Origin of the sequence: Halorubrum rutilum, from assembly GCF_042665015.1 — an archaeon.
Taxonomy (GTDB): Archaea; Halobacteriota; Halobacteria; order Halobacteriales; family Haloferacaceae; genus Halorubrum; species Halorubrum rutilum.
In genome coordinates, this window is record NZ_JBHTBL010000003.1 from 1 (window position 1) to 19,904 (window position 19,904).

At 70.2% G+C, this 19,904-nt stretch carries 22 protein-coding genes; 13 read left to right on the forward strand and 9 right to left on the reverse strand.

The window, feature by feature from the left end:
* Positions 1-709 precede the first annotated feature (709 nt).
* Entirely contained in the window at positions 710-1,126 is a 417-nt protein-coding gene (locus ACFQMF_RS03945; RefSeq protein ID WP_256410014.1) for a type IV pilin domain-containing protein, read from the reverse strand.
* 344 nt (positions 1,127-1,470) lie between these two features.
* Here ACFQMF_RS03945 and ACFQMF_RS03950 point away from each other — a divergent pair, with 344 nt between their 5' ends.
* Together ACFQMF_RS03950 and ACFQMF_RS03955 are read left to right on the forward strand one after the other, a co-directional pair.
* Entirely contained in the window at positions 1,471-1,605 is a 135-nt protein-coding gene (locus tag ACFQMF_RS03950) for a hypothetical protein (RefSeq protein ID WP_255310119.1), read from the forward strand.
* Positions 1,606-1,671: 66 nt separating this feature from the next.
* Positions 1,672-2,955 (forward strand): MFS transporter, encoded by a 1,284-nt coding sequence (locus ACFQMF_RS03955; protein WP_256410015.1) that lies wholly within the window; start codon positions 1,672-1,674, stop codon positions 2,953-2,955.
* 22 nt (positions 2,956-2,977) lie between these two features.
* Here the strand turns inward: ACFQMF_RS03955 and ACFQMF_RS03960 are convergent, their stop codons facing one another.
* From ACFQMF_RS03960 to ACFQMF_RS03970, 3 genes are all read right to left on the reverse strand, one after another.
* On the reverse strand, positions 2,978-3,445 hold the full coding sequence (locus tag ACFQMF_RS03960) for a hypothetical protein (protein WP_256410016.1): 468 nt from the start codon (positions 3,443-3,445) through the stop codon (positions 2,978-2,980).
* 84 nt (positions 3,446-3,529) lie between these two features.
* A complete protein-coding gene (locus tag ACFQMF_RS03965; protein WP_256410017.1) occupies positions 3,530-4,831 on the reverse strand; it encodes a ribonuclease catalytic domain-containing protein in 1,302 nt (433 codons plus the stop codon).
* A 112-nt stretch (positions 4,832-4,943) separates the two neighbouring features.
* On the reverse strand, positions 4,944-5,312 hold the full coding sequence (locus ACFQMF_RS03970; protein WP_256410018.1) for a DUF7562 family protein: 369 nt from the start codon (positions 5,310-5,312) through the stop codon (positions 4,944-4,946).
* A 119-nt stretch (positions 5,313-5,431) separates the two neighbouring features.
* Between ACFQMF_RS03970 and ACFQMF_RS03975 the strand changes: the two genes are divergently transcribed.
* Positions 5,432-5,911, forward strand: a complete 480-nt coding sequence (locus ACFQMF_RS03975) for a cation:proton antiporter regulatory subunit (protein WP_256410019.1) — start codon at positions 5,432-5,434, stop codon at positions 5,909-5,911.
* A gap of 58 nt (positions 5,912-5,969) precedes the next feature.
* A complete protein-coding gene (locus ACFQMF_RS03980) occupies positions 5,970-7,205 on the forward strand; it encodes a cation:proton antiporter (RefSeq protein ID WP_256410020.1) in 1,236 nt (411 codons plus the stop codon).
* 477 nt (positions 7,206-7,682) lie between these two features.
* Here the strand turns inward: ACFQMF_RS03980 and ACFQMF_RS03985 are convergent, their stop codons facing one another.
* From ACFQMF_RS03985 to ACFQMF_RS03995, 3 genes are all read right to left on the reverse strand, one after another.
* Entirely contained in the window at positions 7,683-8,138 is a 456-nt protein-coding gene (locus ACFQMF_RS03985) for a DUF302 domain-containing protein (protein ID WP_256410021.1), read from the reverse strand.
* Positions 8,139-8,262: 124 nt separating this feature from the next.
* Positions 8,263-8,550: a DUF5789 family protein gene (locus tag ACFQMF_RS03990; protein WP_256410022.1), complete on the reverse strand. Its 288-nt coding sequence runs from the start codon at positions 8,548-8,550 to the stop codon at positions 8,263-8,265.
* 279 nt (positions 8,551-8,829) lie between these two features.
* Entirely contained in the window at positions 8,830-9,954 is a 1,125-nt protein-coding gene (locus ACFQMF_RS03995) for an aminopeptidase P family protein (protein WP_256410023.1), read from the reverse strand.
* Positions 9,955-10,050: 96 nt separating this feature from the next.
* On the opposite strand from ACFQMF_RS03995, the gene ACFQMF_RS04000 reads away from it, so the two are divergent.
* Positions 10,051-10,203, forward strand: coding sequence for a hypothetical protein (locus ACFQMF_RS04000; RefSeq protein ID WP_256410024.1), 153 nt, complete (start codon positions 10,051-10,053; stop codon positions 10,201-10,203).
* Positions 10,204-10,276: 73 nt separating this feature from the next.
* The gene (locus ACFQMF_RS04005) at positions 10,277-10,507 is read left to right on the forward strand and encodes a DUF7543 family protein (RefSeq protein ID WP_256410025.1); all 231 of its coding nucleotides are present in this window, start codon (positions 10,277-10,279) and stop codon (positions 10,505-10,507) included.
* A 6-nt stretch (positions 10,508-10,513) separates the two neighbouring features.
* Here ACFQMF_RS04005 and ACFQMF_RS04010 read toward each other — a convergent pair whose 3' ends face one another.
* Positions 10,514-12,004, reverse strand: coding sequence for a tRNA(Ile)(2)-agmatinylcytidine synthase (locus tag ACFQMF_RS04010; RefSeq protein WP_256410026.1), 1,491 nt, complete (start codon positions 12,002-12,004; stop codon positions 10,514-10,516).
* 232 nt (positions 12,005-12,236) lie between these two features.
* Here ACFQMF_RS04010 and ACFQMF_RS04015 point away from each other — a divergent pair, with 232 nt between their 5' ends.
* Positions 12,237-13,208, forward strand: a complete 972-nt coding sequence (locus ACFQMF_RS04015) for a transcriptional regulator (protein ID WP_256410027.1) — start codon at positions 12,237-12,239, stop codon at positions 13,206-13,208.
* Between the two features lie 54 nt (positions 13,209-13,262).
* Here the strand turns inward: ACFQMF_RS04015 and ACFQMF_RS04020 are convergent, their stop codons facing one another.
* The gene (locus ACFQMF_RS04020; RefSeq protein WP_256410028.1) at positions 13,263-14,705 is read right to left on the reverse strand and encodes a nucleotide-binding protein; all 1,443 of its coding nucleotides are present in this window, start codon (positions 14,703-14,705) and stop codon (positions 13,263-13,265) included.
* 168 nt (positions 14,706-14,873) lie between these two features.
* Here ACFQMF_RS04020 and ahaH point away from each other — a divergent pair, with 168 nt between their 5' ends.
* From ahaH to ACFQMF_RS04050, 6 genes are all read left to right on the forward strand, one after another.
* The gene (ahaH, locus tag ACFQMF_RS04025; protein WP_256410029.1) at positions 14,874-15,230 is read left to right on the forward strand and encodes an ATP synthase archaeal subunit H; all 357 of its coding nucleotides are present in this window, start codon (positions 14,874-14,876) and stop codon (positions 15,228-15,230) included.
* A gap of 4 nt (positions 15,231-15,234) precedes the next feature.
* On the forward strand, positions 15,235-17,457 hold the full coding sequence (locus tag ACFQMF_RS04030; RefSeq protein WP_256410062.1) for a V-type ATP synthase subunit I: 2,223 nt from the start codon (positions 15,235-15,237) through the stop codon (positions 17,455-17,457).
* Positions 17,458-17,680: 223 nt separating this feature from the next.
* Positions 17,681-17,935: a hypothetical protein gene (locus ACFQMF_RS04035; RefSeq protein ID WP_092565591.1), complete on the forward strand. Its 255-nt coding sequence runs from the start codon at positions 17,681-17,683 to the stop codon at positions 17,933-17,935.
* 21 nt (positions 17,936-17,956) lie between these two features.
* Entirely contained in the window at positions 17,957-18,535 is a 579-nt protein-coding gene (locus ACFQMF_RS04040; RefSeq protein WP_256410030.1) for a V-type ATP synthase subunit E, read from the forward strand.
* Positions 18,532-19,578, forward strand: coding sequence for a V-type ATP synthase subunit C (locus tag ACFQMF_RS04045; protein ID WP_256410031.1), 1,047 nt, complete (start codon positions 18,532-18,534; stop codon positions 19,576-19,578). Before ACFQMF_RS04040 ends, ACFQMF_RS04045 begins: the two co-directional genes overlap by 4 nt.
* Positions 19,575-19,904: a V-type ATP synthase subunit F gene (locus ACFQMF_RS04050; protein ID WP_092566743.1), complete on the forward strand. Its 330-nt coding sequence runs from the start codon at positions 19,575-19,577 to the stop codon at positions 19,902-19,904. Before ACFQMF_RS04045 ends, ACFQMF_RS04050 begins: the two co-directional genes overlap by 4 nt.

The following is a 19,904-nucleotide window of genomic DNA, read 5'->3' on the forward strand; positions in this document are numbered from 1 at the left end:
TGAAGGCCGTGCCGTCAGTGGATCCTTCCGCGCGGGTCGATCGGTCCCCCGCGAGTCCATAGCAGCCCCTCGTTTTTGCGGAGGTGCTCAAACGGCGAGAGGAAAGGCTATTAACGACGTTTCGCACCGGATTTTTTGAAAAAAGAAGATCCACGATCTGAGTGAAAGATGTCGTTCGGGCAATCGCTAACAAAACAATCTCAGACTCTCCAGAGGGAATTCGGTGAACACCGCTGAAATGTAGCTCTCAACACGATCTCCTAATATTTGACATGGACGCTTTTGATTCTGCAATCTACGCACCTCCCTTGGATTGACCAGTGTGTGAGGTATGTGAATAACCCCAGATTGCGGTTGATATTAGACACGATTGTGGTCAATTTGGTGGTGCTAGTTTAATTCGAGCCAGTTCAGTTACTTTAGAATGATTAGATCACCTCGGTACATGCAGTATAGAATAAGTCACCTGTAAAAATATGCTCAATATTACCAGAGGGCATGAACGCTATTTCAAAAACGTGAGACTCTAGCGGGTGGTATCAATGACTATCGCAGTTGACGCCGCGCTCATGAACCTGATCAGTCCAAAATTATTTATAAATTATCATGAATTAGATCCTGTAACCTCATACTAGTTCAACACCGATGTAATCAGCCTTTACTACAGAATGAGAATAAAGCCGACTAATAAAGTAAATAAACTACTTGACTAGCTGAAGTCGTAATTCTGTTCTAAGATTACGTTTCCGCTCGGGTCATGGATTATCCGGACTACCACTTCCCCACTAGGAGAAGTAATACTACTGTAGTCTAGTGATTTTTGCTCTCCAGTCTCCCAAGTCCCCTGATCAATGCTACTACTTGCGACCTGACCATCTACGGAGAGCGTGAGATCTGCCGTGTCAATTGTCTGTCCGCCGGTCTTTGTTACGTTGATGACCGACGAATTGTTGCCATCGATGGTGAAACTCGCCTGCGGTGCGGTATCACTTACTTGATCGCCCAGTCCGAGCACGAACGTCCCGATGACGGCGGCCAGAATCACAGTGATCGCGACCATGAGGATGACTCCGATCACGGGACTCACCGCGCGGTCGTCCGATTTGAATAGGTTGCTTGGTTTCATTGTTTGAACCCAGCGATCCACCGACGAAACGGCCGCTCCGTTCCGATCGGTTAGCTGGTTACCATACTGTACGTCGGAACCACTTATGTAGTTACTGGCATAAATATCAACGCCGAAAATTAGCTACGCGCGGACGCATTCGCGGATACGTCCGTAGGGTCGTGCGATTCACGTTCCGAAACTACCGGCGTCGGGTTCCCCCGATATTCGGGGATCGCAGCGGCTTCGTTTCGCGTGGGCTTCCGCGGATGTGCCGCCTCGCGCACGTCGAGCGGTAGCCCCCGCGAACCGCCGGTCTCGGTCCGTTGAAAGCGATTAAATACTCTCGGCGAATCGGTCGGGACATGGGCGTCTCAGAGATACTCGAGGGAACGAACCTCTCGCATCGCCAGATGGGCGCGATCATGATCGGCTGGCTGGTGCTCGTCACCGTGGTCGCCGTCGGGCTGCTGGTGTACACGTCGCTCAACTTCGCGTAGCCGCCCTCGCGGCAACCCCGTCGCCAACCCCCGAAGCTATCACCGGGCGGGGGGAACGACCACGCGATGGACCCCGCCGAGCGACGGATCGTGGCGTTCACTGCCGGGTCGCACGGGCTCGTTCACACGTACGAGCTCTCGATCCCGATCCTGCTGACGGTGTGGATCGCCGAGTTCTCGACGACCGCGGCCGCCCTCGGACTCGTCTCGACGGTCGGCTACGGGCTGTTCGGCGTGGGCGCGCTCCCGGGCGGCATCGTCGTCGACCGGTTCGGCTCCAAGCCGGTCATCCTCGCCTGCCTCGCCGGGATGGCGGGGTCGTTCCTCCTCGTGAGCGTCGCGCCGAACCTCGTCGCCCTCGCGCTCGCCGTCGGCGTCTGGGGCGTCACCGCGAGCGTCTACCACCCCGCGGGGCTGTCGCTGCTCTCGAAGTCGGTGGACCAGCGCGGGACCGCGCTCGGCTACCACGGGATCGGCGGCAACCTCGGGATCGCGCTCGGCCCGCTTGCGACCGCGCTGCTCCTGTTGGCGTTCGACTGGCGGATCGTCGCGGCCGCGCTCACGCTGCCGGCGGTCGCCGTCGCCGCCTACGGGGTCACCGTCGACGTTGACGCGGCGTTACCGGACCCCGCGGCCACCGACGGCGGGGAGGGAGACGACGAAAACCCGGACGCCGCCGGGAGCGGCGGCGCGAAGGGCGAGGTCTCGCTGTCGACGATCGCCGACGACACGCGCGTGCTGCTCGCGGGGGGGTTCCTGATCGTCTTCGCGTTCGTCACCTTCAGCGGGCTCTACTACCGGACGTTCCTCACGTTCCTGCCGGACCTCCTCGGCGACGTCCTCGGCGGACTCATCGACGTCCAGCTCATCGACCCGGAGAGCCCGTACGCCGAGGAGTTCGACGTCGCGCGGTACCTCTACGTCGCGATCCTCACCGTCGGCGTCTTCGGCCAGTACCTCGGCGGCCGGATCGCGGACCGGATGCCCCCGGAGCGCGGCCTGATCGTCCTGATGTCGGTGTTGGCGGTCCTCGCGCTGCTGTTCGTTCCCGCCAGCGGCGGCACCGCGACGTTCCTCGCGGTCTCGCTCGCGCTCGGCGTCGCGCTGTTCACGGTCCAGCCCCTCTCGCAGGCGACGGTCGCGGCCTACTCGCCGAGCGAGGCGCGCGGGATCTCGTTCGGCTACACCTACCTCGGGATCTTCGGCGTCGGATCGCTCGGCGCCGCGCTCGCCGGGACGGTCCTCACCCGCGCCGGCCCCCGCGAGCTGTTCCTCGTCCTCGCCGGGATCGCGGCTATGGGCGCGCTCTCGGCGGCCGCGGTCGCCCGGTTCGCGACCCGACCGGATTAGGATCGCGCGTCGCGCGTTCGGATCATCCCTCGGATCGGTCGTCGCTGTGATCGTCCTCGTGGTCGCCGCCTTCCTCCCTGTCGATTTCCTCGTCGCGCTCGTCTCCGTCGGTCTCCTCGTCGACCGCGTCGTTTCCGTCGACGTCGCCCTCCTCGCCGACCTCGATGCGGACCGGTCCGTCGTCCCCGTGCTCGCCGTGTGATTCCCCCTCCGGCACGTCCGCCGCGTCCGCGTAGTCGTCGAGCGTCGTCTCCCGGGGTTCGCCGCGGTTCCCCTCCAGTTCGCTCAGCGCGTAGCCCACGGCGTAGCCGGTCGATCCGCCCAGGAAGGCGCCGATCCCGGCGCCGACCGGGCCGCCCCGAGCGCCGAGCACGGCGCCGGTGAACCCCCCGAGGGTGGCGGCCCGCTCCGCCTCCCGTTCGGACCGGGTGCGGTCTCGGTCGGCGATCCGATCGGCGGCGCGGCCCTCGTCGCGGTCGTGAGCGGTCATACCGGCGGGTAGGGGCTCCGGCGGTCTATACGCTTCGCCGGCCGGGGACAGGGGGAGAAACTCGGCCCGGTCGGTCTCGGCCGCTCAGACGGTGTGTTTCGCCTCTTCCTCGTCGTCGACGACCTCGACGCCGCGGTTGTTCACCGCGTGGGGGTCGAGCCCCTGCTCCTGGAGGAACTGCTTGTAGAGGCGCTCGACCGTCTCGCCGTCCTTCTGCCGGTCGCTGGCGTGGTCGCACAGCTCGACGAGGTTCTCCGGCACGTCGTTCTCGTGGACGATCCAGTGGTTGATCGTGTCCGAGAGCCGGCGGATGGGCGAGGTGAAGTGGCCGTAGATGTCGAAGTTGAGCGCGTGGTGGCCCCCGAACGGGTCGTTCATGTACTTCGCGCGGGGCATCACCTTCAGCACGGCGCGCTGGATCTTGTCGAGCTGGCGGCCGGGCGACTCTTCGAGGGCGGCGTTGACCGCCTTCCGAGGATCGTCGCCCCACGCGCTGCCGGGGATGGAGACGGAGTCGAGCTCCTGGATCTCCTTCAGCGCCTCGTTCCACTGGTCCGGCGTCGGCTGCGGGTGGACGCGGTACATCGCCTCGACGCCGCGGTCCCACATCAGGGTGTGCGTCACCGCCTTGTTCGCCTTCAGCATCGACTCCTCGATGATGGTGTGCGCGCGGTCGCGGCGCGGGTTTAACACGAGCGAGCCGTCCTCCTTGCGCTGCTCGTGCATCCGGTCGGCGAGCTCGAAGGCGAGCCGGTTCTCCTCGCCGAGCGGGAGCGAGGGGTCCTCTAACCGCTCCTCGCACTGCTTGTAGGTGAGCCGCTCGTCGGAGTTGATGACGGACTTGTAGATGTCGATGTCCTCGAACGAGAGGGTCTCGTCGTCGATCTCCATCTCGACGGTGTGCGCGAGCCGGTCCTCGTCGGGGACGAGCGAGCAGACGGTCTCCGCGAGCACCGGCGGGAGCATGTGGATCGTGTAGTCGGGCAGGTAGACGGTGTTCGCCCGCTTCACCGCCTCCTCCCACATCGCCGTGTCGGGCGTGACGTAGTGGGTGACGTCGGCGATGTGGACCCACAGCCGGTAGGCGCCCTCCTCGCGCTCGATCGAGATCGCGTCGTCGAAGTCCTGCGCGTCGATCGGGTCGGTGGTCCACGTCGTGAGGTCCCGGAGGTCCTCGCGCTCGTTGATCTCGGCCTCGATCTCGTCGTAGACGCCCTCCGTCCGCGTCTCGGCCTCGCGGAGGACCTCGCTCGGGAACTCGTCGGGGATCTCGAACTCCTCGAACAGCTCCGTCCGCTTCTCGGCGAGGCGGTCCGCGAGCTCCGGCGTTATCGTCACGGGACCCTGGTCCTCGGCGGACCCCGGTTTCGGCTCGTCGTCTGACATACCGGGACCAACGCGGGTCCGTTAGAAAGGCCTGTCGGGGTTAGCGGCGCGTCGAGGCCGGACGGACGGGGTGCCCTGTCGAGACGGGGCGGAGAGTCGTCGAATACGCGCGCTAGCGGTCGCGGTCCGACGGCTCCCGATCGCGGTCGGAGCGGTCGGAGCGGCCGCGAGACCCGGTCGCGCCGGCGCCGCCCTCGTCGGCGCCCCCGTCGCCCGCGACCGCGTCGGTATATCGGGCGAGGAACTCCTCTCGCGAGAGCCCGTCGGCCTCGATCGAACAGACCAGCGACTCCAGCCCGTCGCGGGGCTGGTGGCAGAGCTCGTCGTCGCAGTCGGTACAGAGGTACTCGAACTCCTTGTCGCGCCGGTTCCAGCGGTTCCCCTCCTTGTCGTACTCGCGCGCGTCCTCGCGCAGCAGCGAGTCGCCGCACGCGATACAGGTCACCGACCGCCGGTCCCGGCTCTTCCGGGAGCGCCACATGATAGCTCCCTCGGACCCTCCCCACTTAGCGTTTGGTGCGAGGGACCGCGCGGCGCGCTCGCGCTGCCCGGGCGTCGCGGGACGCGTACAGCTATACGTCGGGCGTCGCTCTCCCCGGTATGACGATCCGCGAATCCGACCTCCCGGGCGTCGGGAAGAAGTTCGAGATCGAGCTCGACGACGGCGAGATGGTCGTCGTCATCCACAACACGGGGAAACGCGAGGTGTTCCGCCGCCCCGACCCGGACGCCGACTCGGAGAAGGCCTTCGAGTTCTCGGACGACCTCGCCCGCAAGATCGGCTCGATCATCGAGGGCGCCTACTTCCAGCCGGTCGAGCCCGACACGCAGGAGACGACGCTCCCCGGCGGAATCCTCCTGGAGTGGTACGAGCTCCAGCCGGGCTCGCCGCTGATCGGCGAGACGCTGGCGAGCGCGGACGTCGGCAACCGCACCGGGCTCGCGGTCGTCGCGATCCAGCGCGACGGCGAGGTCATCGACAGCCCGACCGCCGACACCGCGCTCCGCGAGGGCGACACGGTCATCGGCGTCGGGACGCCGGAGAACTGCGCGGCGTTCGAGGCGCTCCTCACCGAATGAGCGGCCGCGCCTTCCCCGGACCGATCCCACCGGTCGGCCGTTTCGAGGGTGACCGGTAGTGGCGCTGCTCGACGTCGGCGTCATGTTCGCCGCGGTCGCGGTCGCCGGCGCGCTCGCGAACCGCCTCGGCCAGTCCGTGATCCCCTTCTACATCGTCGCCGGGATGCTCCTCGGCGAGTTCGTCCTCGGACGGGTCGCGCTCCCGGCGGTCGGGACCGTCCACGTCCCCGAGACGGAGTTCATCGCGCTCGGCGCGGAGCTCGGGATCGTCTTCCTCCTCTTCTTCCTCGGCCTCGAGTTCAACCTCGACCGCCTGCTCGCGCGGCGGCGGCCGATCGGGGCGGCGGGGACGATCGACCTCGCGAACTTCGGCGCCGGGCTCGTCCTCGGGTGGCTCGTCTTCGGCGCGCCCCTCCCGGCGTTCCTCGTCGCCGGGATCGTCTACATCTCCTCGTCGGCGGTGATCACGAAGTCGCTCATCGACCTCGGCTGGATCGCCAACGACGAGGCCGAGCCGCTGCTCGGCACCCTCGTCTACGAGGACCTGTTCATCGCCGTCTACCTCGCCGTCGCGTCCGCCTTGGTGCTCGGCGGCGGCGACGTCGGCGCGGCCGCCGTCGACGTGGGGATCGCGATCGGGTTCATCCTTGCGCTGCTCGGGGTCGTCCGGTTCGGGGCGCCGGCGTTCGACCGGCTGGTGGCGACGGACAACAAGGAGTTCGTCGCGCTCCGGTCGATCGCGACCGTGGTGCTCGTCGCCGGCGCGGCGCTCGCGCTCGGCGTCAGCGAGGCGGTCGCCGCCTTCTTCGTCGGGATGGCGTTCGCCTCGACCGACTACGCCCACGAGATCGAGACGCTGCTCGAACCCGTCCGCGACACGTTCGCGGCGGTGTTCTTCTTCTGGATCGGGCTCGTCACCGACCCGCTGCTGTTCGGCGGCGTGGCGGCGCTGGTCGCGCTCGCGGTCCTCGTGACGACCCCGACGAAGCTCGTCACCGGCTTCCTCGCCGGGCGCGCGTTCGACCTGAACGCCAAGCGGTCGACCCGCGTCGCGCTCGGGATGACGACCCGCGGGGAGTTCTCGCTGATCATCGCGACGGTCGCCGTGAGCGGGGCGAACGCCGGGACGTTCGACCCGGCGCTGGCCGCGACGATCAACGCGTTCGCGGTCGGCTACGTGCTCGTGATGGCGGTGCTCGGGACGACGCTGATGCAGTACTCCGGGCCGTTCGAGTCGGTCGCGGTCTCGTGGTTGGATCGCGACGTGGGCGATAGGGGTGGCGAGCGTCTGTAAGCGACCGACGGCGGATCGGCGGAGAACGTCTCCGAAGTTCCGACCGGTCGGTTATCCGTGACCGGTTTCTCTGCGGTGAATCATTCCAAAGCCCCAGCCGCTCGGCTATACGGTGTTGACATCGGCTCTGTGGCGAACACGTCCAAAGCCCCAGCCGGGAGGACGGCGCACGCTCGCTGCGCTCCTCACTCGGTCGCTCACTTCGTTCGCTCCCTCCCTGCGGTGCTTGCGTCGCCTGTGCCGTCCTCCCGGCTGCCCCTTTGAGTCCCCACCCGCCCAGCACGCCACCGCAGCCTCACGCCTCCCCAGCCTTGTCGGTCGGCCGTCGCTTCGCTCCGGCCGACCGACTCCCTCGCGCGGCGCTCCTCGTGGCCGCCGGTGGCGGCCACTCGGAGGCGCGCGCCACCGCACCGGCTGTTCGCGCTATACGTCGCTCCCGACGCTCTCAGCAACTATCGGTAATCGCGGAGAAGCCGTCTACTTCTCTCCTTCCGCCAGTTCCTCGAACACGGCGTCGACCATCTCGCCGGTCTCCGCGACGATCGCGTCCATCTCCTCGTCGTCGACGGGCATCCCGAGGAGACGCGCGATCTTCATGATCGAGACGTGGTAGACGACCTGTTCGCCGGGCGACACCTCCCAGACGATCATGTTGCAGGGGAACAGCCCCCCGATGCGCTTGTCGGTCGCGTCGAGCGCGCGGTCCGCCATCCTCGGGTTGCAGGCGCCGAGGACGTAGTACGGGTCGCGGTCGGCGTCGACCTTCTCGTTCAGCATCTCGGACGGGGAGAACTCGACCGGGATCCCGAAGCCGGCGTCGAGACAGACCTCGCGGACGCGCTCGATCGCGGACTCGTGGTCGGTCGACAGCGTCGCCCGCGTCTCGCCGTACTCCTCGGGGTCCAGCTCGTGCGGATCGAAGGGGATCGCCATACCGCGACTGCGCTTCGCCGGAACAAAAAGGCCGCGGCGGCGCGGGAGCGGCGCGGAACGGAGCGGGGCGGAGCAGTGCGGGGCGGAGCAGTGCGGGACGGAGCGAGGCGGGACGGAGCGGCGGCTACTCGGTCGCGACCGGGCCGCGACCGACGAGCTCCTCCACCTCGGCGACGAACTCGCTGCGACTCTCGAACAGCGGCACCTCGGACGCCGCGAGGACCTCGTCGAGGTCGCGCGGCCCCTCCGGGCTTCGAACCGTAGCGTCACCCTCCTGGGCCACCACGTCGCTGCGCTTCGCGGGCCACGTGAGCCGGGACGCGACGCGGGCGATCGGCTCGCCCGCCACGTCCGGCCCCTCGCCGAGCTCGACGACCGGTTCGCTCTCCTCGCCCTCGTCGGTGTCGCTCATGCCCCGCGGTTCCGCTCCGGCGACACTAATGGTTTCGATGCGGACCGGCCGCCCCCTCGTCCGGCGGCGCCTCTCGCACCCGAAATAATTCGGTGTTAGAATTATCCGATCCGACACGGATGTCCGACTGCGGCGTAGGCACACGATTCCCGTGTTTCCCCTCGGGCTCCGGTCTCCCGGTGTCGGAGCCCTCGCGCTCCCCCTCTCCCGTCGTTTTCGCGCCTCCGGTTCGCTCTTCGCGCGCGGAGCGCCTCGACTCGCGCCGTGCGGCGCCGACGGTCACCGCCACCCGCGGTCGGTGTCGTTCAGCCGCTCCCGACCGTCGGCCGTGACGGCGACGAGGTCCTCGATCCGACAGCCGAACCGCCCGTCGAGGTAGACCCCCGGCTCGACCGAGACGACCGTCCCCGGCTCCAGCTCGCGGTCGTTGCCCGCGACGAGGTACGGCTCCTCGTGGACGTCGAGCCCCACCCCGTGGCCGGTCCGGTGGACGAACGCGTCGCCGTACCCCGCGGCCTCGATCACCTCCCGCGCGGCCCGGTCGACCGCCCCGGCCGCGACCCCCGGCTCGACCGCGTCGACCGCGGCGGCCTGCGCCTCCCGGACCGCCTCGTGGACGCGCTCGTACTCCGCCGGGGGGTCGCCGTCGAAGACGAGCGTGCGCGTCTGGTCGGAGGGGTAGCCGTCGACGCGCGTGCCGAAGTCGAGCACGACGGGCTCGCCCGCCCGGATCTCGCGGTCGCCGTGGCCGTGGTGCGGCTTCGCGCCGTTCGGACCGGACCCCACGATCGTCTCGAAGGCGACGCCCGTCCCGCCGTGCGCGGCCAGCCGGTCGGCGATCCGCTCGGCGAGCTCGCGCTCGGTCATCCCGACCGCGTCGGCGCCCAGGTCGCGGAGGTCGCGCACGGTCGCGTCCGCGGCGGCGGCCGCCTCGCGCAGCGCGGCCAGCTCGGCGTCGTCCTTGCGCGCCCGGAGGTCGGCGAGGGCCTCGCTGGCGAGCCCCCAGGTCGCGTCCGGCGCCGCCGCGCGGAGGTCCTGCGCGAACGTCGCCCACATCGTGTCGTCGACGAGGAGCCGTCCCCCGCGCAGGCCGCGGTCGGCGAGGAGGTCGCGGGCGGCCGCGACCGGGTCGTCGCCGTCGGCCCACGTCCGCACGTCGGCGACCGTCGTCTCCTCGCGCACTCGCGTCTCGTACAACTCCGGAACGAGGAGGGCGGGCGCGCCGTCTCCATCGTCTCCCGCCGCCGGCACCGCGAGCAGGAGGTGCCGCTCGCTCGGCTCCGCGTCGAACCCGGTGAGGTACCGGAGGTTCCGGCTCGGGAAGCAGACGAGCCCGTCGGCCTCGACCTCCCGGAGCCGCGCCGCCGCCCGGCCCCGTCGGTCGGCGTGAACGTCGTCGGTCATGGACGCCATCGGCGCGGCGGCCGCTTATAAGTAGGGACTCCTTGACGGCGCGGTAAGCTGCGCGTAACGATATACCTGGCCGCGCTACGGGAAGCCATGAGCACCGAGAACGCGTCGACGTTCGACTGCCCCGAGTGCGCCGTGACCGCCCCGTCTGCGTCCGTCCCGTACGACGCCCTCGGCTACGCGGTCTGTCCGGTCTGCTCGCACGCGACGGGCCCGGACGGAGACCGATCGGACGGGGCCTGATCCGCCGGCGCCGACCCGCCCCACGGCCCGCCCGAACCGGGTCGCTTTAGCCGCCGGGTCCGTCCTCTGTGGTATGAGCTGGGCTCTGGGACGCGACGACGAGGCGATCACCGAGTGGGAGCGCGCCGACGGCTACGCGACGGTCCGGGTCCGCGAGCGCGCCGACGGCGGGTTCGTCGTCCGGCTCGACGTGATGGAGCAGGCCGCCGACGCGTCGGCCTACGAGCGCGAGCGCTTCGCCGACCGCGAGGCCGCGCTCGACCGCGCCGCCGAGTGGCGCGAGGAGCGGGCGCTCGACGACTGAGCCCGGTCACCGCTCGGGGTGGACCGGCGCGTCGAACCCGCCCCTGACGAGCGGCTTCGCGACGTGACGGCGGGCGCTCGGGGGGACCTCGTACCAGCCGGGCGCCAGCTCGCGGTCGAGCTCGCGGGCGACCTTCCCGGGCGCGGCGGCCCCGCAGTCGCGGCAGCGGTACCCCTGCCCCCGCCCCGCCGACGACATCGATCGCCCGCAGTCCGGACAGGTCGGCACGGCCGGCTCGGTCCGCACGAGGTCCCGCACGGCGAACTTCTCCAGCTTGAGCGTCGCGGTCGGCTCCTCCGCGCTTCCCCCGTCCGGGTCGCGCCGCTCGTGCTCGCCGCACAGCGTCACCCGGTCGCCGGGTCGGAGGGCGCGCACGCGGTCGCGGAAGCGGCCGGTCGGCGCGAACGCGACGCACCGGAGGCGAACCGCGTCGCCTCCGGTCGTCCCCGCGTCGCCCCCGGCCGCCCCCGCGTCGTCCCCGGCCGTCCCCGTGTCGGTCGCCGCCCCGGGCGGCGCGACGTCGACGTGGACGTGCCCCCCCCGCCTCGTCTCCGGGTCGCTCGCGACCGCGCCGGCGACCCGGTACCCCGCGCCGTCGCGGAGGTCGCCGATCCGCCCGGGCGCGAGGTGGGCGTCGGTGCCCTGGTTCGTGAGGAAGGTCGCGGCGCGCTCGACCGGCTCGCTCTCGATTGCTTCGGCGACCTCCCGACACGCCGCTGGGTCGTCGCCGCGGATCCCGTGGAGGATCGGGCCGGGAGCGTTCGGGACGCAGACCGCCTCGCCGGTCCCGCGGTCGACGGTGTCCCAGACGGTCGGATACCCCGCGTCGGCCGCGGCGAAGACGCTCTCGACGTCGACCTCGCGGGGCGTCCCGCAGCGGTCCAGCTCGCGGTACGAGATCCGCTCCGCCGTCCAGTCGTCGAACGCGGCCGGGGCGCCGACCGCCGCGAGCGCGCCGATCCGACCCCGACCGGCGACGGCCGACGCCTCCGTCTCTCCCCCGGTCCCGAACGCGGCGTGGCGGTAGCCGTGCGCCTCGGCGAGGTCGAGGGCCTCGTCGAGCGCGAGTCGACGCCGGAGCGCGCGCCGGGCGAAGTCGGCGACCGCGTCGGGAATTCTCGCCGCCGAGGTCGGCGGTGCGTCGCCGCCCTCCTCCGGGGTGCCCGTGAGAGCGCCCGGCGCGAACGGGTCCCCGGCGACGTCGACGTCGGCGACCACGAGGCCGGGCGAGGTCCGCGGGTCGTCGGCGGCGGCGAACTCCCGGACCGCCTCCGCGGCGAGGTCGAACGCCGCCCCGCCGTCGACGCCGGAGACGTGGACCGCGACGGCGGCGTTCCCCCGCGTCTTGTGTCTCACGGCGGGGTTCAGCCGGACGAGGAACCGGCGGCGGACTCGCCCTCCGGCGGCTTCGAGCCGCTCCGCGAGCCGCGCGCCGACGTACGTCGTGCACATCCCCCGCTCGCGGGAGTCGGTATCGTCGACGGCGACGATGGGCATACGCGCCCTTGTCCGCTCCCCGACAAACCGGTTTCGCCCGGCACGCCCTTTCGCCCGGTCGCCCCTCGTCCCCGCCCCTTTCGCCTCGCCCGCGCCGGCCGACCGGCGCCGAGTCGACCGTCGGTATTTAATCGCATCGCCGGGTATCTCCGGAAAACCGCAAGCGGGCGACGGCTTCGAGCGCGCGCAAAGTGACACAACGCATATATACGGCGAGCCGCTTACTTCGGGTATGTCCCGGACTGCGCTGATCGAAAACGTCACCGCGATGCTGGAGGACGCGGGCTTCCTCGTCAGCGACCGGTGTGCGGTCCGGCCCAAGAGCTTCGACGTGGCGGCCCGGCGCGACGAGGACCTGCTCCTCCTGAAGATCCTCGGCAACGTCGACGCGCTCGACGCGGAGACCGGCGCGGAGATGCGCCGGCTCGGCGAATACCTGCAGGCGACGCCGATGGTGATCGGGGTCCGAACCCGCGACGAGGAGCTGAAGCCCGGCGTCGTCTACTTCCGGCACGGCGTCCCGGTGATCAACCCCGACACGGGGTACGACCTGTTCGTCGAGGGGATGCCGCCGCTCATCTACGCGGCGCCCGGCGGGCTCTACGTGAGCCTCGACGGCGACCTCCTCGCCGACGAGCGCGAGGAGCGCGGCTGGTCGCTCGGCCGGCTCGCGACCGAGCTCGGCGTCTCCCGGCGCACCGTCTCGAAGTACGAGGACGGGATGAACGCCTCCATCGAGGTCGCGATCCAGCTGGAGGAGCTGTTCGACGAGCCGTTCTCCAGCCCGGTCGACGTGCTGGAGGGCGCGGACGAGGTGCGCGACGCGGAACCGACCCCCTCGGCGCCGGACACCGACCCCGACGACGAGCACGTCCTCGGCGTGCTCACCAACGCCGGCTTCACGGTCCACCCGACCGCCCGCGCGCCGTTCAAGGCCGTCTCCGAGGACGACCAGCGCGCCGAGACGCGGGTGCTCACCGGCCACTCGGCGTTCACTCCCGCGGCGGAGAAGCGCGCGCGGATTATGTCCTCGATCGGCGAGGTCGCCCGCACGCGGTCCGTCTACTTCACCGAGGAGGAGGAGAAGCGCGAGTCGGTCGACGGCACCGCCCTCGTCTCCTGCGAGGAGCTCGCGGGCATCACCGACCCCGAGGAGATCCGCGAGCTCATCCGCGACCGCGCCGCGGCGCCGTCCGAGGCCTGAAGACCCGGGACGACGCTCCGCCGTCGGCGGCCGAAAACAACCGTCGGACGGACGTTATCGACCGAACAGCCGACTGAAGAAGCCGCCGCTCTCCGCCTCCTCGCCCTCGGACTCGTCGCCGCTCGCTGCCTCTCCCCCGCTCGCCGACTCGTCGCCACTCGCCGCCCCGTCGCCGCTCGCCGTCTCCTCGTCGCTTCCCGCTGTCCCCTCACCGCTCGCAGCGCCCCCGTTTCCGTCTCCGTCGCCCTCCGCGAGGACGGTGTTCATCGTCCCGGTGTCGTCGTCGCGGAACGGGACGCTCCCCGCGAGTTCGTCGTCGTCCGCCGGCGCGGCCTCCCCCGTCTCCCCCGGGGAGGACTCGTCGCCGGCGGCGTCCGAGTCGGTCGATTCCCCGCCGTCGGCCCCGTCGCCCTCGGACTCCGCGCCGTCGAACGCCCCCGCCTCGTCCGCCTCGTCCGCCTCGATCATCGCTTCGAGGTCGTCGCCGTCGACGCGCCCCTCGCCGACGGTCTCCGTCTCGCCGGGCGTCGCCGCGTCCCCCTCGGAGACGGGGTCCTCGTCGGCGACGATGATCTCCTCCTCGTCGCCCGGGTCGCTCAGCCCGCCGGACTCGGCGTCGGCGACGATGATGTCCTCGTCGCCCCCGGCGTCCCGGTCCCGCCGCGCCCGCTCCTCGTCGTTCGCGTCGCCGTCGCTCGCATCGTCGTCTCCCTCACCGTCGTCCGACTCGGCATCGTCCGCGTCGCCGCCGGAGTCACCGACGCCGTCGCCCTCGACCGCCGCGCCGGTCAGCGCCCGGGCGAGATCCCGGTAGGCCCGGGTCGCGGGCGCGTCCGGCGCGAACGTCGGGAGCGGGCGGTTCGCGGCCGCCGCCCGCACCACCGCGTCGTCCTCGGGGATCCGGCCGAGGACCGTCGCGTCGAGCACGTCGGCGACGTCGTCGGGTCCCCCGGCGCCCGTCCCGTCGGGGTCGGCGTCCGGGTCGACGCGGGTGATCGCGGCGCCGGCGACCGCGCCCCCGAGCCGCTCGGCGAGCTGCCGGGTCTTCTCGGTGTCGCCGAGGGCGCTCCGCTCGGCGGTCGAGACGAGGAGGGTCTCGTCGGCGACCGCGAGCGGGAGGCTGGAGTCGTGCGAGAGCCCCGCGCCGGCGTCGACGAACACGTAGTCGGCGTCGTCGAAGGCCGCGACGACGTCGGCGAGCCCGGCGGGGTCCGCCGACGCGTAGGCGTCGAGGTCGGTCGCGCCGGGGACGACGCGGAGCCCCTCGGGGCCCTCGTGGACCGCGTCCAGCGGCTCGGCCTGCCCCGCGAGCACGTTGTGGAGCGTCGTCTCGCCGGGCGTCACGCCCAGCGCGCCCGCGAGGTTCGCCATGCCGATGTCGGCGTCGATCGCGACGACGTCGGCGCCGGCGCCCGCCAGGACCGTCGCCGTCGCCGCGGTCGTGGTGGTCTTCCCGACCCCACCCTTCGCCGACGCGACCGCATACACCGTTGCCATACGGTGACGGTCCGGCGACTGGTACTTAAATGTGGGCGGCGGGCGCCTGACCGGAGAGCGCTCGGTGCCGGGGATCCCCCTCGGATTCCCGGCGAGATCACCGGCGACGCCCGCCAACTTTCGCAAACACCTTATACGTCGCTTGTAGAGTTTCAGGCGATTAGTAGCATGGCCAGACCAGAGGTGCTCGACCGGATCAAAGAGGCTGAACGGGAGGCGGACGAGATCATCGCGGAGGCGGAATCGGACGCCGACGAGCGCCTCGCCGAGGCTCGAGAGCGCGCGGAGGCGATCCGCGAGGAGGCCGAGGAGGAGGCGGAGTCCGAGGCCGAGGAACGGCTCGAAGCGGCCCGCGAGGAGATCGAGGAACGCCGCCAGGAGATCCTCGAAGCGGGCCGGTCCGACCGCGACGAGCTCGAACGCGAGGCCCGCGAGCGCGTGGACGCGGCCGTCGACTACGGGGTCGAACGGTTCGAGGAAGCGGTGAGACAACAGGCCGAGGAGGCGGTGGATGCTCAGGCCTGAGCGGATGAGCAAGGTGTCGGTGACGGGCTCGAAGCGCGTCATCGACGACGTCATCGAGGCGGCGTACGCCCACCACTCCCTGCACGTCACCGACTACGACGAGCGCTACGAGGGGTTCGCGCCCGGCGAGTCGCTCGACGGCGCCGAGGCGGTGAACGAGCGGCTCGTCACCGTCCGCTCGCTGGAGAGCGTCCTCGACGTCGAGGGCGACGAGGTCGACGCGGCCCGCGCCGTCGACGACGAGGCGCTCGAACGCGAGCTCGCCGACGTCCGCGAGCGCGTCAACGCGCTCAACGACCGACAGGACGAGCTCCGGGCCGAGATCCGCGACCGGGAGGAGGAGATCGACCGCATGGAGCCGTTCGCCGACCTCGGTATCGACCTCGACCTCCTGCGCGGCTACGACTCGCTGGAGGTCGTCGTCGGCGAGGCCAAGCCCGAGGCCGTCGAGGCGGCGCTCGCCGACGCCGAGGGGATCGAGGCCGCCGAGGTGTTCGCCGGGAGGGGCGTCGTGGCGGCCTTCGCGAGGCCCGCCGACGGCGCCGAGGCCGGCGTCCTACAGGAGTCGCTCATCGGCGTCGACATCGCGCTGCTGGAGGTGCCCGAGGCCGACGCCACCCCGAGCGAGTACGTCGCGGAGCTGGAGCGCGAGCGCGAGGGGCTCCGCGCCGACCTCGACGAGGTCGAGGCTGAGCTCGCGGCGGTGAGAGAGGAGGCGGCCGGCTTCCTGCTCCGCGCCGAGGAGCAGCTCACCATCGAGGCCGAGAAGAAGGAGGCGCCGCTCTCGTTCGCGACCACCGAGAACGCGTTCGTCGCCGAGGGGTGGATCCCCACGTCGGTCTACCCCGACTTCGAGGCGACCATCGCCGACGCCGTCGGCGACCACGCCGAGGTCGAGGAGCTCGAACGCGCCTCGTTCACGCCCGACGGCGACCACCACACCGAGGCGGTCGGCGGCGACTCCGGGGACGAGGGCGACGCCGCGGTCGCGACCGACGACGAGACCGACGCCGCGGACGCGACCGTCGAGAAGGCGGCCGCCACCGACGGCGGCCACGCGACCCACGGCGACGACGACCCGCCGGTCGTCCAGGACAACGGGGACGCGGCGGGCCCCTTCGAGCTGCTCGTCCAGGGGTTCGGGCGGCCGCAGTACACCGAGTTCGACCCGACGCTCCTCGTCTTCCTCACGTTCCCGCTGATGTTCGGGTTTATGATCGGCGACGTCGGCTACGGCGTCCTCTACGCCGGGATCGGCGCCTTCCTCTACAACAGGTACGAGGGGGCGTTCCGCGAGCTCGGCGCCGTCGCGATGTGGGCCGGCGGCTTCACGATCCTGTTCGGGATCTACTTCGGGATCGACGTGTTCGGCTACCACGCCTACCAGCTGTTCGGCCTTCACTGGCCTGTAGACGGGAAGGGCCTCTCGCCGGCGGACATCGACTGGGCGCTGTCGTTCCTCGTCGTGAGCGTGCTATTCGGGCTCGTCCACCTGAACGTGGGACACGCCCTCTCGTTCGTGAGCAACTACCAGCAGCACGACCTCAAGCACGCGCTGTACGAGGGCGGCTCGTGGCTGCTGATCCTCAACGGCGCGTGGGTCTGGATCTTCAGCCAGCACGTCCCCGGCCCGAAGCCCGACTTCCTCTTCGAGTCGTTCTCGATCCTCACCTTCGGGGCGGTGTCGTTCGGCGGCTTCCCGGTCGCGGTCGGCTACGCCGCCATCGCGGCCGTCCTCGCGGGGGTCGTCCTGCTCGCGATCGGTGAGCCCCCGGAGCTCGCGGAGGTGCTCTCGCCCATCGTCAACGTCATCTCGTACGCCCGGATCATGGCGGTGCTGCTCGCGAAGGGCGGGATGGCGCTCGCGGTGAACCTGCTCGCGTTCGGCGCGTACATCGACGGCGGCGGCGACGGGAGCTTCCACTTCATCTTCAGCGCCGACTACCTCGCCGAGGTGCGGAACACGGCCGACTACGAGCTCGTCTTCGCGGGGATGACGACCGCCTTCGACCCCGCCTCGATCGGGCTCGTCGGCGTCGTCGCGCTCGTCGCCGGCGTCGTCGTGGCCGTCGTCGGCCACGTCGTCGTCCTCCTGCTCGGCGTCACGTCCGCCGGCATCCAGGCGGTGCGCCTCGAATACGTGGAGTTCTTCGGGAACTTCTACGAGGGCGGCGGCGACAGCTACCTCCCGTTCGGCTACGACCGGGAGTACACCACCGAGGAGTAGGCGGTCCGGCGGCGACGTCCCGCCGGCCGTCCCGCTCGCTTCGGACCCGCGCTCGGCGCCCTCGGCCCGGCTCACACCGGCCGCCGTCCGCGGGTCCGCGCCCGCTTTAGCCGCGTTTCCGTCCCCGACTGCGGCCGCTCTATTCGGTCGTTTTGGGAAGCTTTATGACTACTGTGGCGGCAACTACCTACCGTTCGGAGACGAGCAACCGCAACTACTACCAATGCTTGAAGCTACCAACGCACTCGGGAACGCCGTACTGTCCACCGCCGGTGGAACGCTGACCAACCCTAGCGCCGCAGCCGCCCTCGCGGTCGGGCTCGCGGCCCTCGGCGCGGGATACGCGGAGCGCGGTATCGGTTCGGCCGCCGTCGGCGCGATGGCCGAAGACGACGATCTGTTCGTCAACGGGCTCATCCTGACGGTGCTTCCCGAGACGATCGTCATCCTCGCACTCGTCGTCGTCTTCATCGTCTGAGCGGCATCCCCTTTCCACACAATGAGTTTGGACACTGTCGTTGAGGACGTTCGAGACGAAGCCCGCGCGCGTGCAGAGGAGATCCGCGAAGCGGCGGAGTCCGAGGCGGACGAGATCGTCGCCGAGGCGGAGGCCGACGCCGAGCGCATCCGCGAGGAGCGGCTCGCCGAGGTCGACCGACAGATCGACCAGGAGCGCGAGCAGGCGCTCTCGTCGGCCAAACTCGAGGCCAAGCAGGAGCGGCTCGGGGCCCGGCGCGACGTCTTGGAGGACGTCCGCGACGACGTCGAGGCGGCGATCGCCGACCTCGACGACGACCGACGGCGCGAGCTGACCGAGACGCTGCTCGACGCGACCCTCGCGGAGTTCGACGACGACGAGGACGTCGCCGTCTACACCCGCGCCGAGGACGTCGAGCTGCTCGAGGAGCTCGTCGCCGACCGCAACGCGCAGGTCGACGGCGAGATCGACTGTCTCGGCGGCGTCGTCGCCGAGAGCGACACCTCTCGCGTTCGCGTGAACAACACGTTCGACTCGGTCCTGGAGTCGGTCTGGGACGACGAGTTGAAGAGCATCTCGGAGCGACTGTTCGACCAATGAGCGCCGCCGGGAGCTCGAACCCAGAGTACGTCGTCGCGCGGGTTCGTGCCCGCCGCGGCAGCCTCTACGGCGACGAGGAGTACCGCAAGCTGACCCGCATGACCCCGGCGGAGATCGCTCGGTTCATGGAGGAGTCGAGCTACGGCCGAGAGATCAACGCCCTCGGGAGCCGCCACGGCGGCGTGGACCTCATCGAGTACGCGCTGAACCGGAACCTCGCTCAGCAGTTCGAGGGGATCTTGGAGTGGAGCGAGGGGCGGCTGTACGACCAGATCGCCCGCTACCTCCGCAAGTTCGACGCGTGGAACGTGAAGACGGTCATCCGCGGCGTCTACACCGACGCGGACCAGTCCGACGTCGAGGTCGACCTGATCCGCGCCGGCGAGTTCGACGACCGGCGGATCCGCCGCCTGCTGGAGGCGGACTCGATCGACGCCGTCGTCGAGGCGTTGGAGGACACGATCTACGGGCCGCCGCTCCGCGAGGCGTACGCCGAGTACGAGGAGACGGACGTGCTGGTCCCCCTCGAAAACGCCGTCGACCGCGCGTTCTACGAGCGGCTCCTCTCCGGGCTCGGCGACGACGAGCCGACCCGGCAGTACGAGGCGTTCCTCAAGGCGGAGGTCGACTTCCGCAACGCGACGAACGCCCTCCGGCTCGCCCGGTCGGGCGCGGACGTCGACCCCGCGGCGTACTTCATCGAGGGCGGCGAGCTGTTCACCCGCGGGTCGCTCGCGCGGCTCGCGCGGAACCTCGACGAGCTCGTGGAGTACATCGCGGACAGCCAGTACGCCGACGAGCTCGGCCCGGCGCTGCGCGAACTCGAGGAGGCGGACAGCCTCATCGCGTTCGAGCACGCGACCGACCGAGCGCTGCTGGCGTACGGCGACCGGCTCGGGACGGTCCACCCGGTGTCGATCACCCCGGTCATCTCGTACATCCTCGCGAAGGAGCGCGAGGTGGAGAACATCCGGGCGATCGCCCGCGGGAAGGAGGCCGGGCTGTCGCCGGACGAGATCGAATCGGAGCTGGTGATAACATGAGCCAGGAGATCGCCGTCGTCGGCAGCCCCGAGTTCACCACCGGGTTCCGGCTCGCCGGCGTGCGGAAGTTCGAGAACGTCCCGGACGACGAGAAGGACGAACGCCTCGACGACGCCGTCGAACGGACCCTCGACGACGAGGACACCGGCATTATCGTGATGCACGACGACGACCTCGACCACCTCTCGCGGGGGACCCGCGAGGCGGTGGAGGGGAGCATCGAGCCCGTGCTCGTCACGCTCGGCGGCGACGGCGCCGGCAGCGGCGGGCTGCGCGACCAGATCAAACGAGCCATCGGGATCGACCTGATGGAGGAGGACGACTAA

Excerpts from the sequence above, each read along its gene's own strand:
- ACFQMF_RS04005 (WP_256410025.1), top strand. The coding sequence starts at position 10,277 with ATGAGCTGGGCTCTGGGACGCGACGACGAGGCGATCACCGAGTGGGAG.
- ACFQMF_RS03945 (WP_256410014.1), bottom strand. The coding sequence starts at position 1,126 with ATGAAACCAAGCAACCTATTCAAATCGGACGACCGCGCGGTGAGTCCC.
- ACFQMF_RS03955 (WP_256410015.1), top strand. The coding sequence starts at position 1,672 with ATGGACCCCGCCGAGCGACGGATCGTGGCGTTCACTGCCGGGTCGCAC.
- ACFQMF_RS03970 (WP_256410018.1), bottom strand. The coding sequence starts at position 5,312 with ATGTGGCGCTCCCGGAAGAGCCGGGACCGGCGGTCGGTGACCTGTATC.
- ACFQMF_RS04000 (WP_256410024.1), top strand. The coding sequence starts at position 10,051 with ATGAGCACCGAGAACGCGTCGACGTTCGACTGCCCCGAGTGCGCCGTG.
- ACFQMF_RS03960 (WP_256410016.1), bottom strand. The coding sequence starts at position 3,445 with ATGACCGCTCACGACCGCGACGAGGGCCGCGCCGCCGATCGGATCGCC.
- ACFQMF_RS03965 (WP_256410017.1), bottom strand. The coding sequence starts at position 4,831 with ATGTCAGACGACGAGCCGAAACCGGGGTCCGCCGAGGACCAGGGTCCC.
- ACFQMF_RS04010 (WP_256410026.1), bottom strand. The coding sequence starts at position 12,004 with ATGCCCATCGTCGCCGTCGACGATACCGACTCCCGCGAGCGGGGGATG.
- ACFQMF_RS03985 (WP_256410021.1), bottom strand. The coding sequence starts at position 8,138 with ATGGCGATCCCCTTCGATCCGCACGAGCTGGACCCCGAGGAGTACGGC.
- ACFQMF_RS04045 (WP_256410031.1), top strand. The coding sequence starts at position 18,532 with ATGAGCGCCGCCGGGAGCTCGAACCCAGAGTACGTCGTCGCGCGGGTT.
- ahaH (WP_256410029.1), top strand. The coding sequence starts at position 14,874 with ATGGCCAGACCAGAGGTGCTCGACCGGATCAAAGAGGCTGAACGGGAG.
- ACFQMF_RS03975 (WP_256410019.1), top strand. The coding sequence starts at position 5,432 with ATGACGATCCGCGAATCCGACCTCCCGGGCGTCGGGAAGAAGTTCGAG.
- ACFQMF_RS03990 (WP_256410022.1), bottom strand. The coding sequence starts at position 8,550 with ATGAGCGACACCGACGAGGGCGAGGAGAGCGAACCGGTCGTCGAGCTC.
- ACFQMF_RS04050 (WP_092566743.1), top strand. The coding sequence starts at position 19,575 with ATGAGCCAGGAGATCGCCGTCGTCGGCAGCCCCGAGTTCACCACCGGG.
- ACFQMF_RS03995 (WP_256410023.1), bottom strand. The coding sequence starts at position 9,954 with ATGACCGACGACGTTCACGCCGACCGACGGGGCCGGGCGGCGGCGCGG.
- ACFQMF_RS03950 (WP_255310119.1), top strand. The coding sequence starts at position 1,471 with ATGGGCGTCTCAGAGATACTCGAGGGAACGAACCTCTCGCATCGCCAG.
- ACFQMF_RS04035 (WP_092565591.1), top strand. The coding sequence starts at position 17,681 with ATGCTTGAAGCTACCAACGCACTCGGGAACGCCGTACTGTCCACCGCC.
- ACFQMF_RS04020 (WP_256410028.1), bottom strand. The coding sequence starts at position 14,705 with ATGGCAACGGTGTATGCGGTCGCGTCGGCGAAGGGTGGGGTCGGGAAG.
- ACFQMF_RS04040 (WP_256410030.1), top strand. The coding sequence starts at position 17,957 with ATGAGTTTGGACACTGTCGTTGAGGACGTTCGAGACGAAGCCCGCGCG.
- ACFQMF_RS04030 (WP_256410062.1), top strand. The coding sequence starts at position 15,235 with ATGAGCAAGGTGTCGGTGACGGGCTCGAAGCGCGTCATCGACGACGTC.
- ACFQMF_RS04015 (WP_256410027.1), top strand. The coding sequence starts at position 12,237 with ATGTCCCGGACTGCGCTGATCGAAAACGTCACCGCGATGCTGGAGGAC.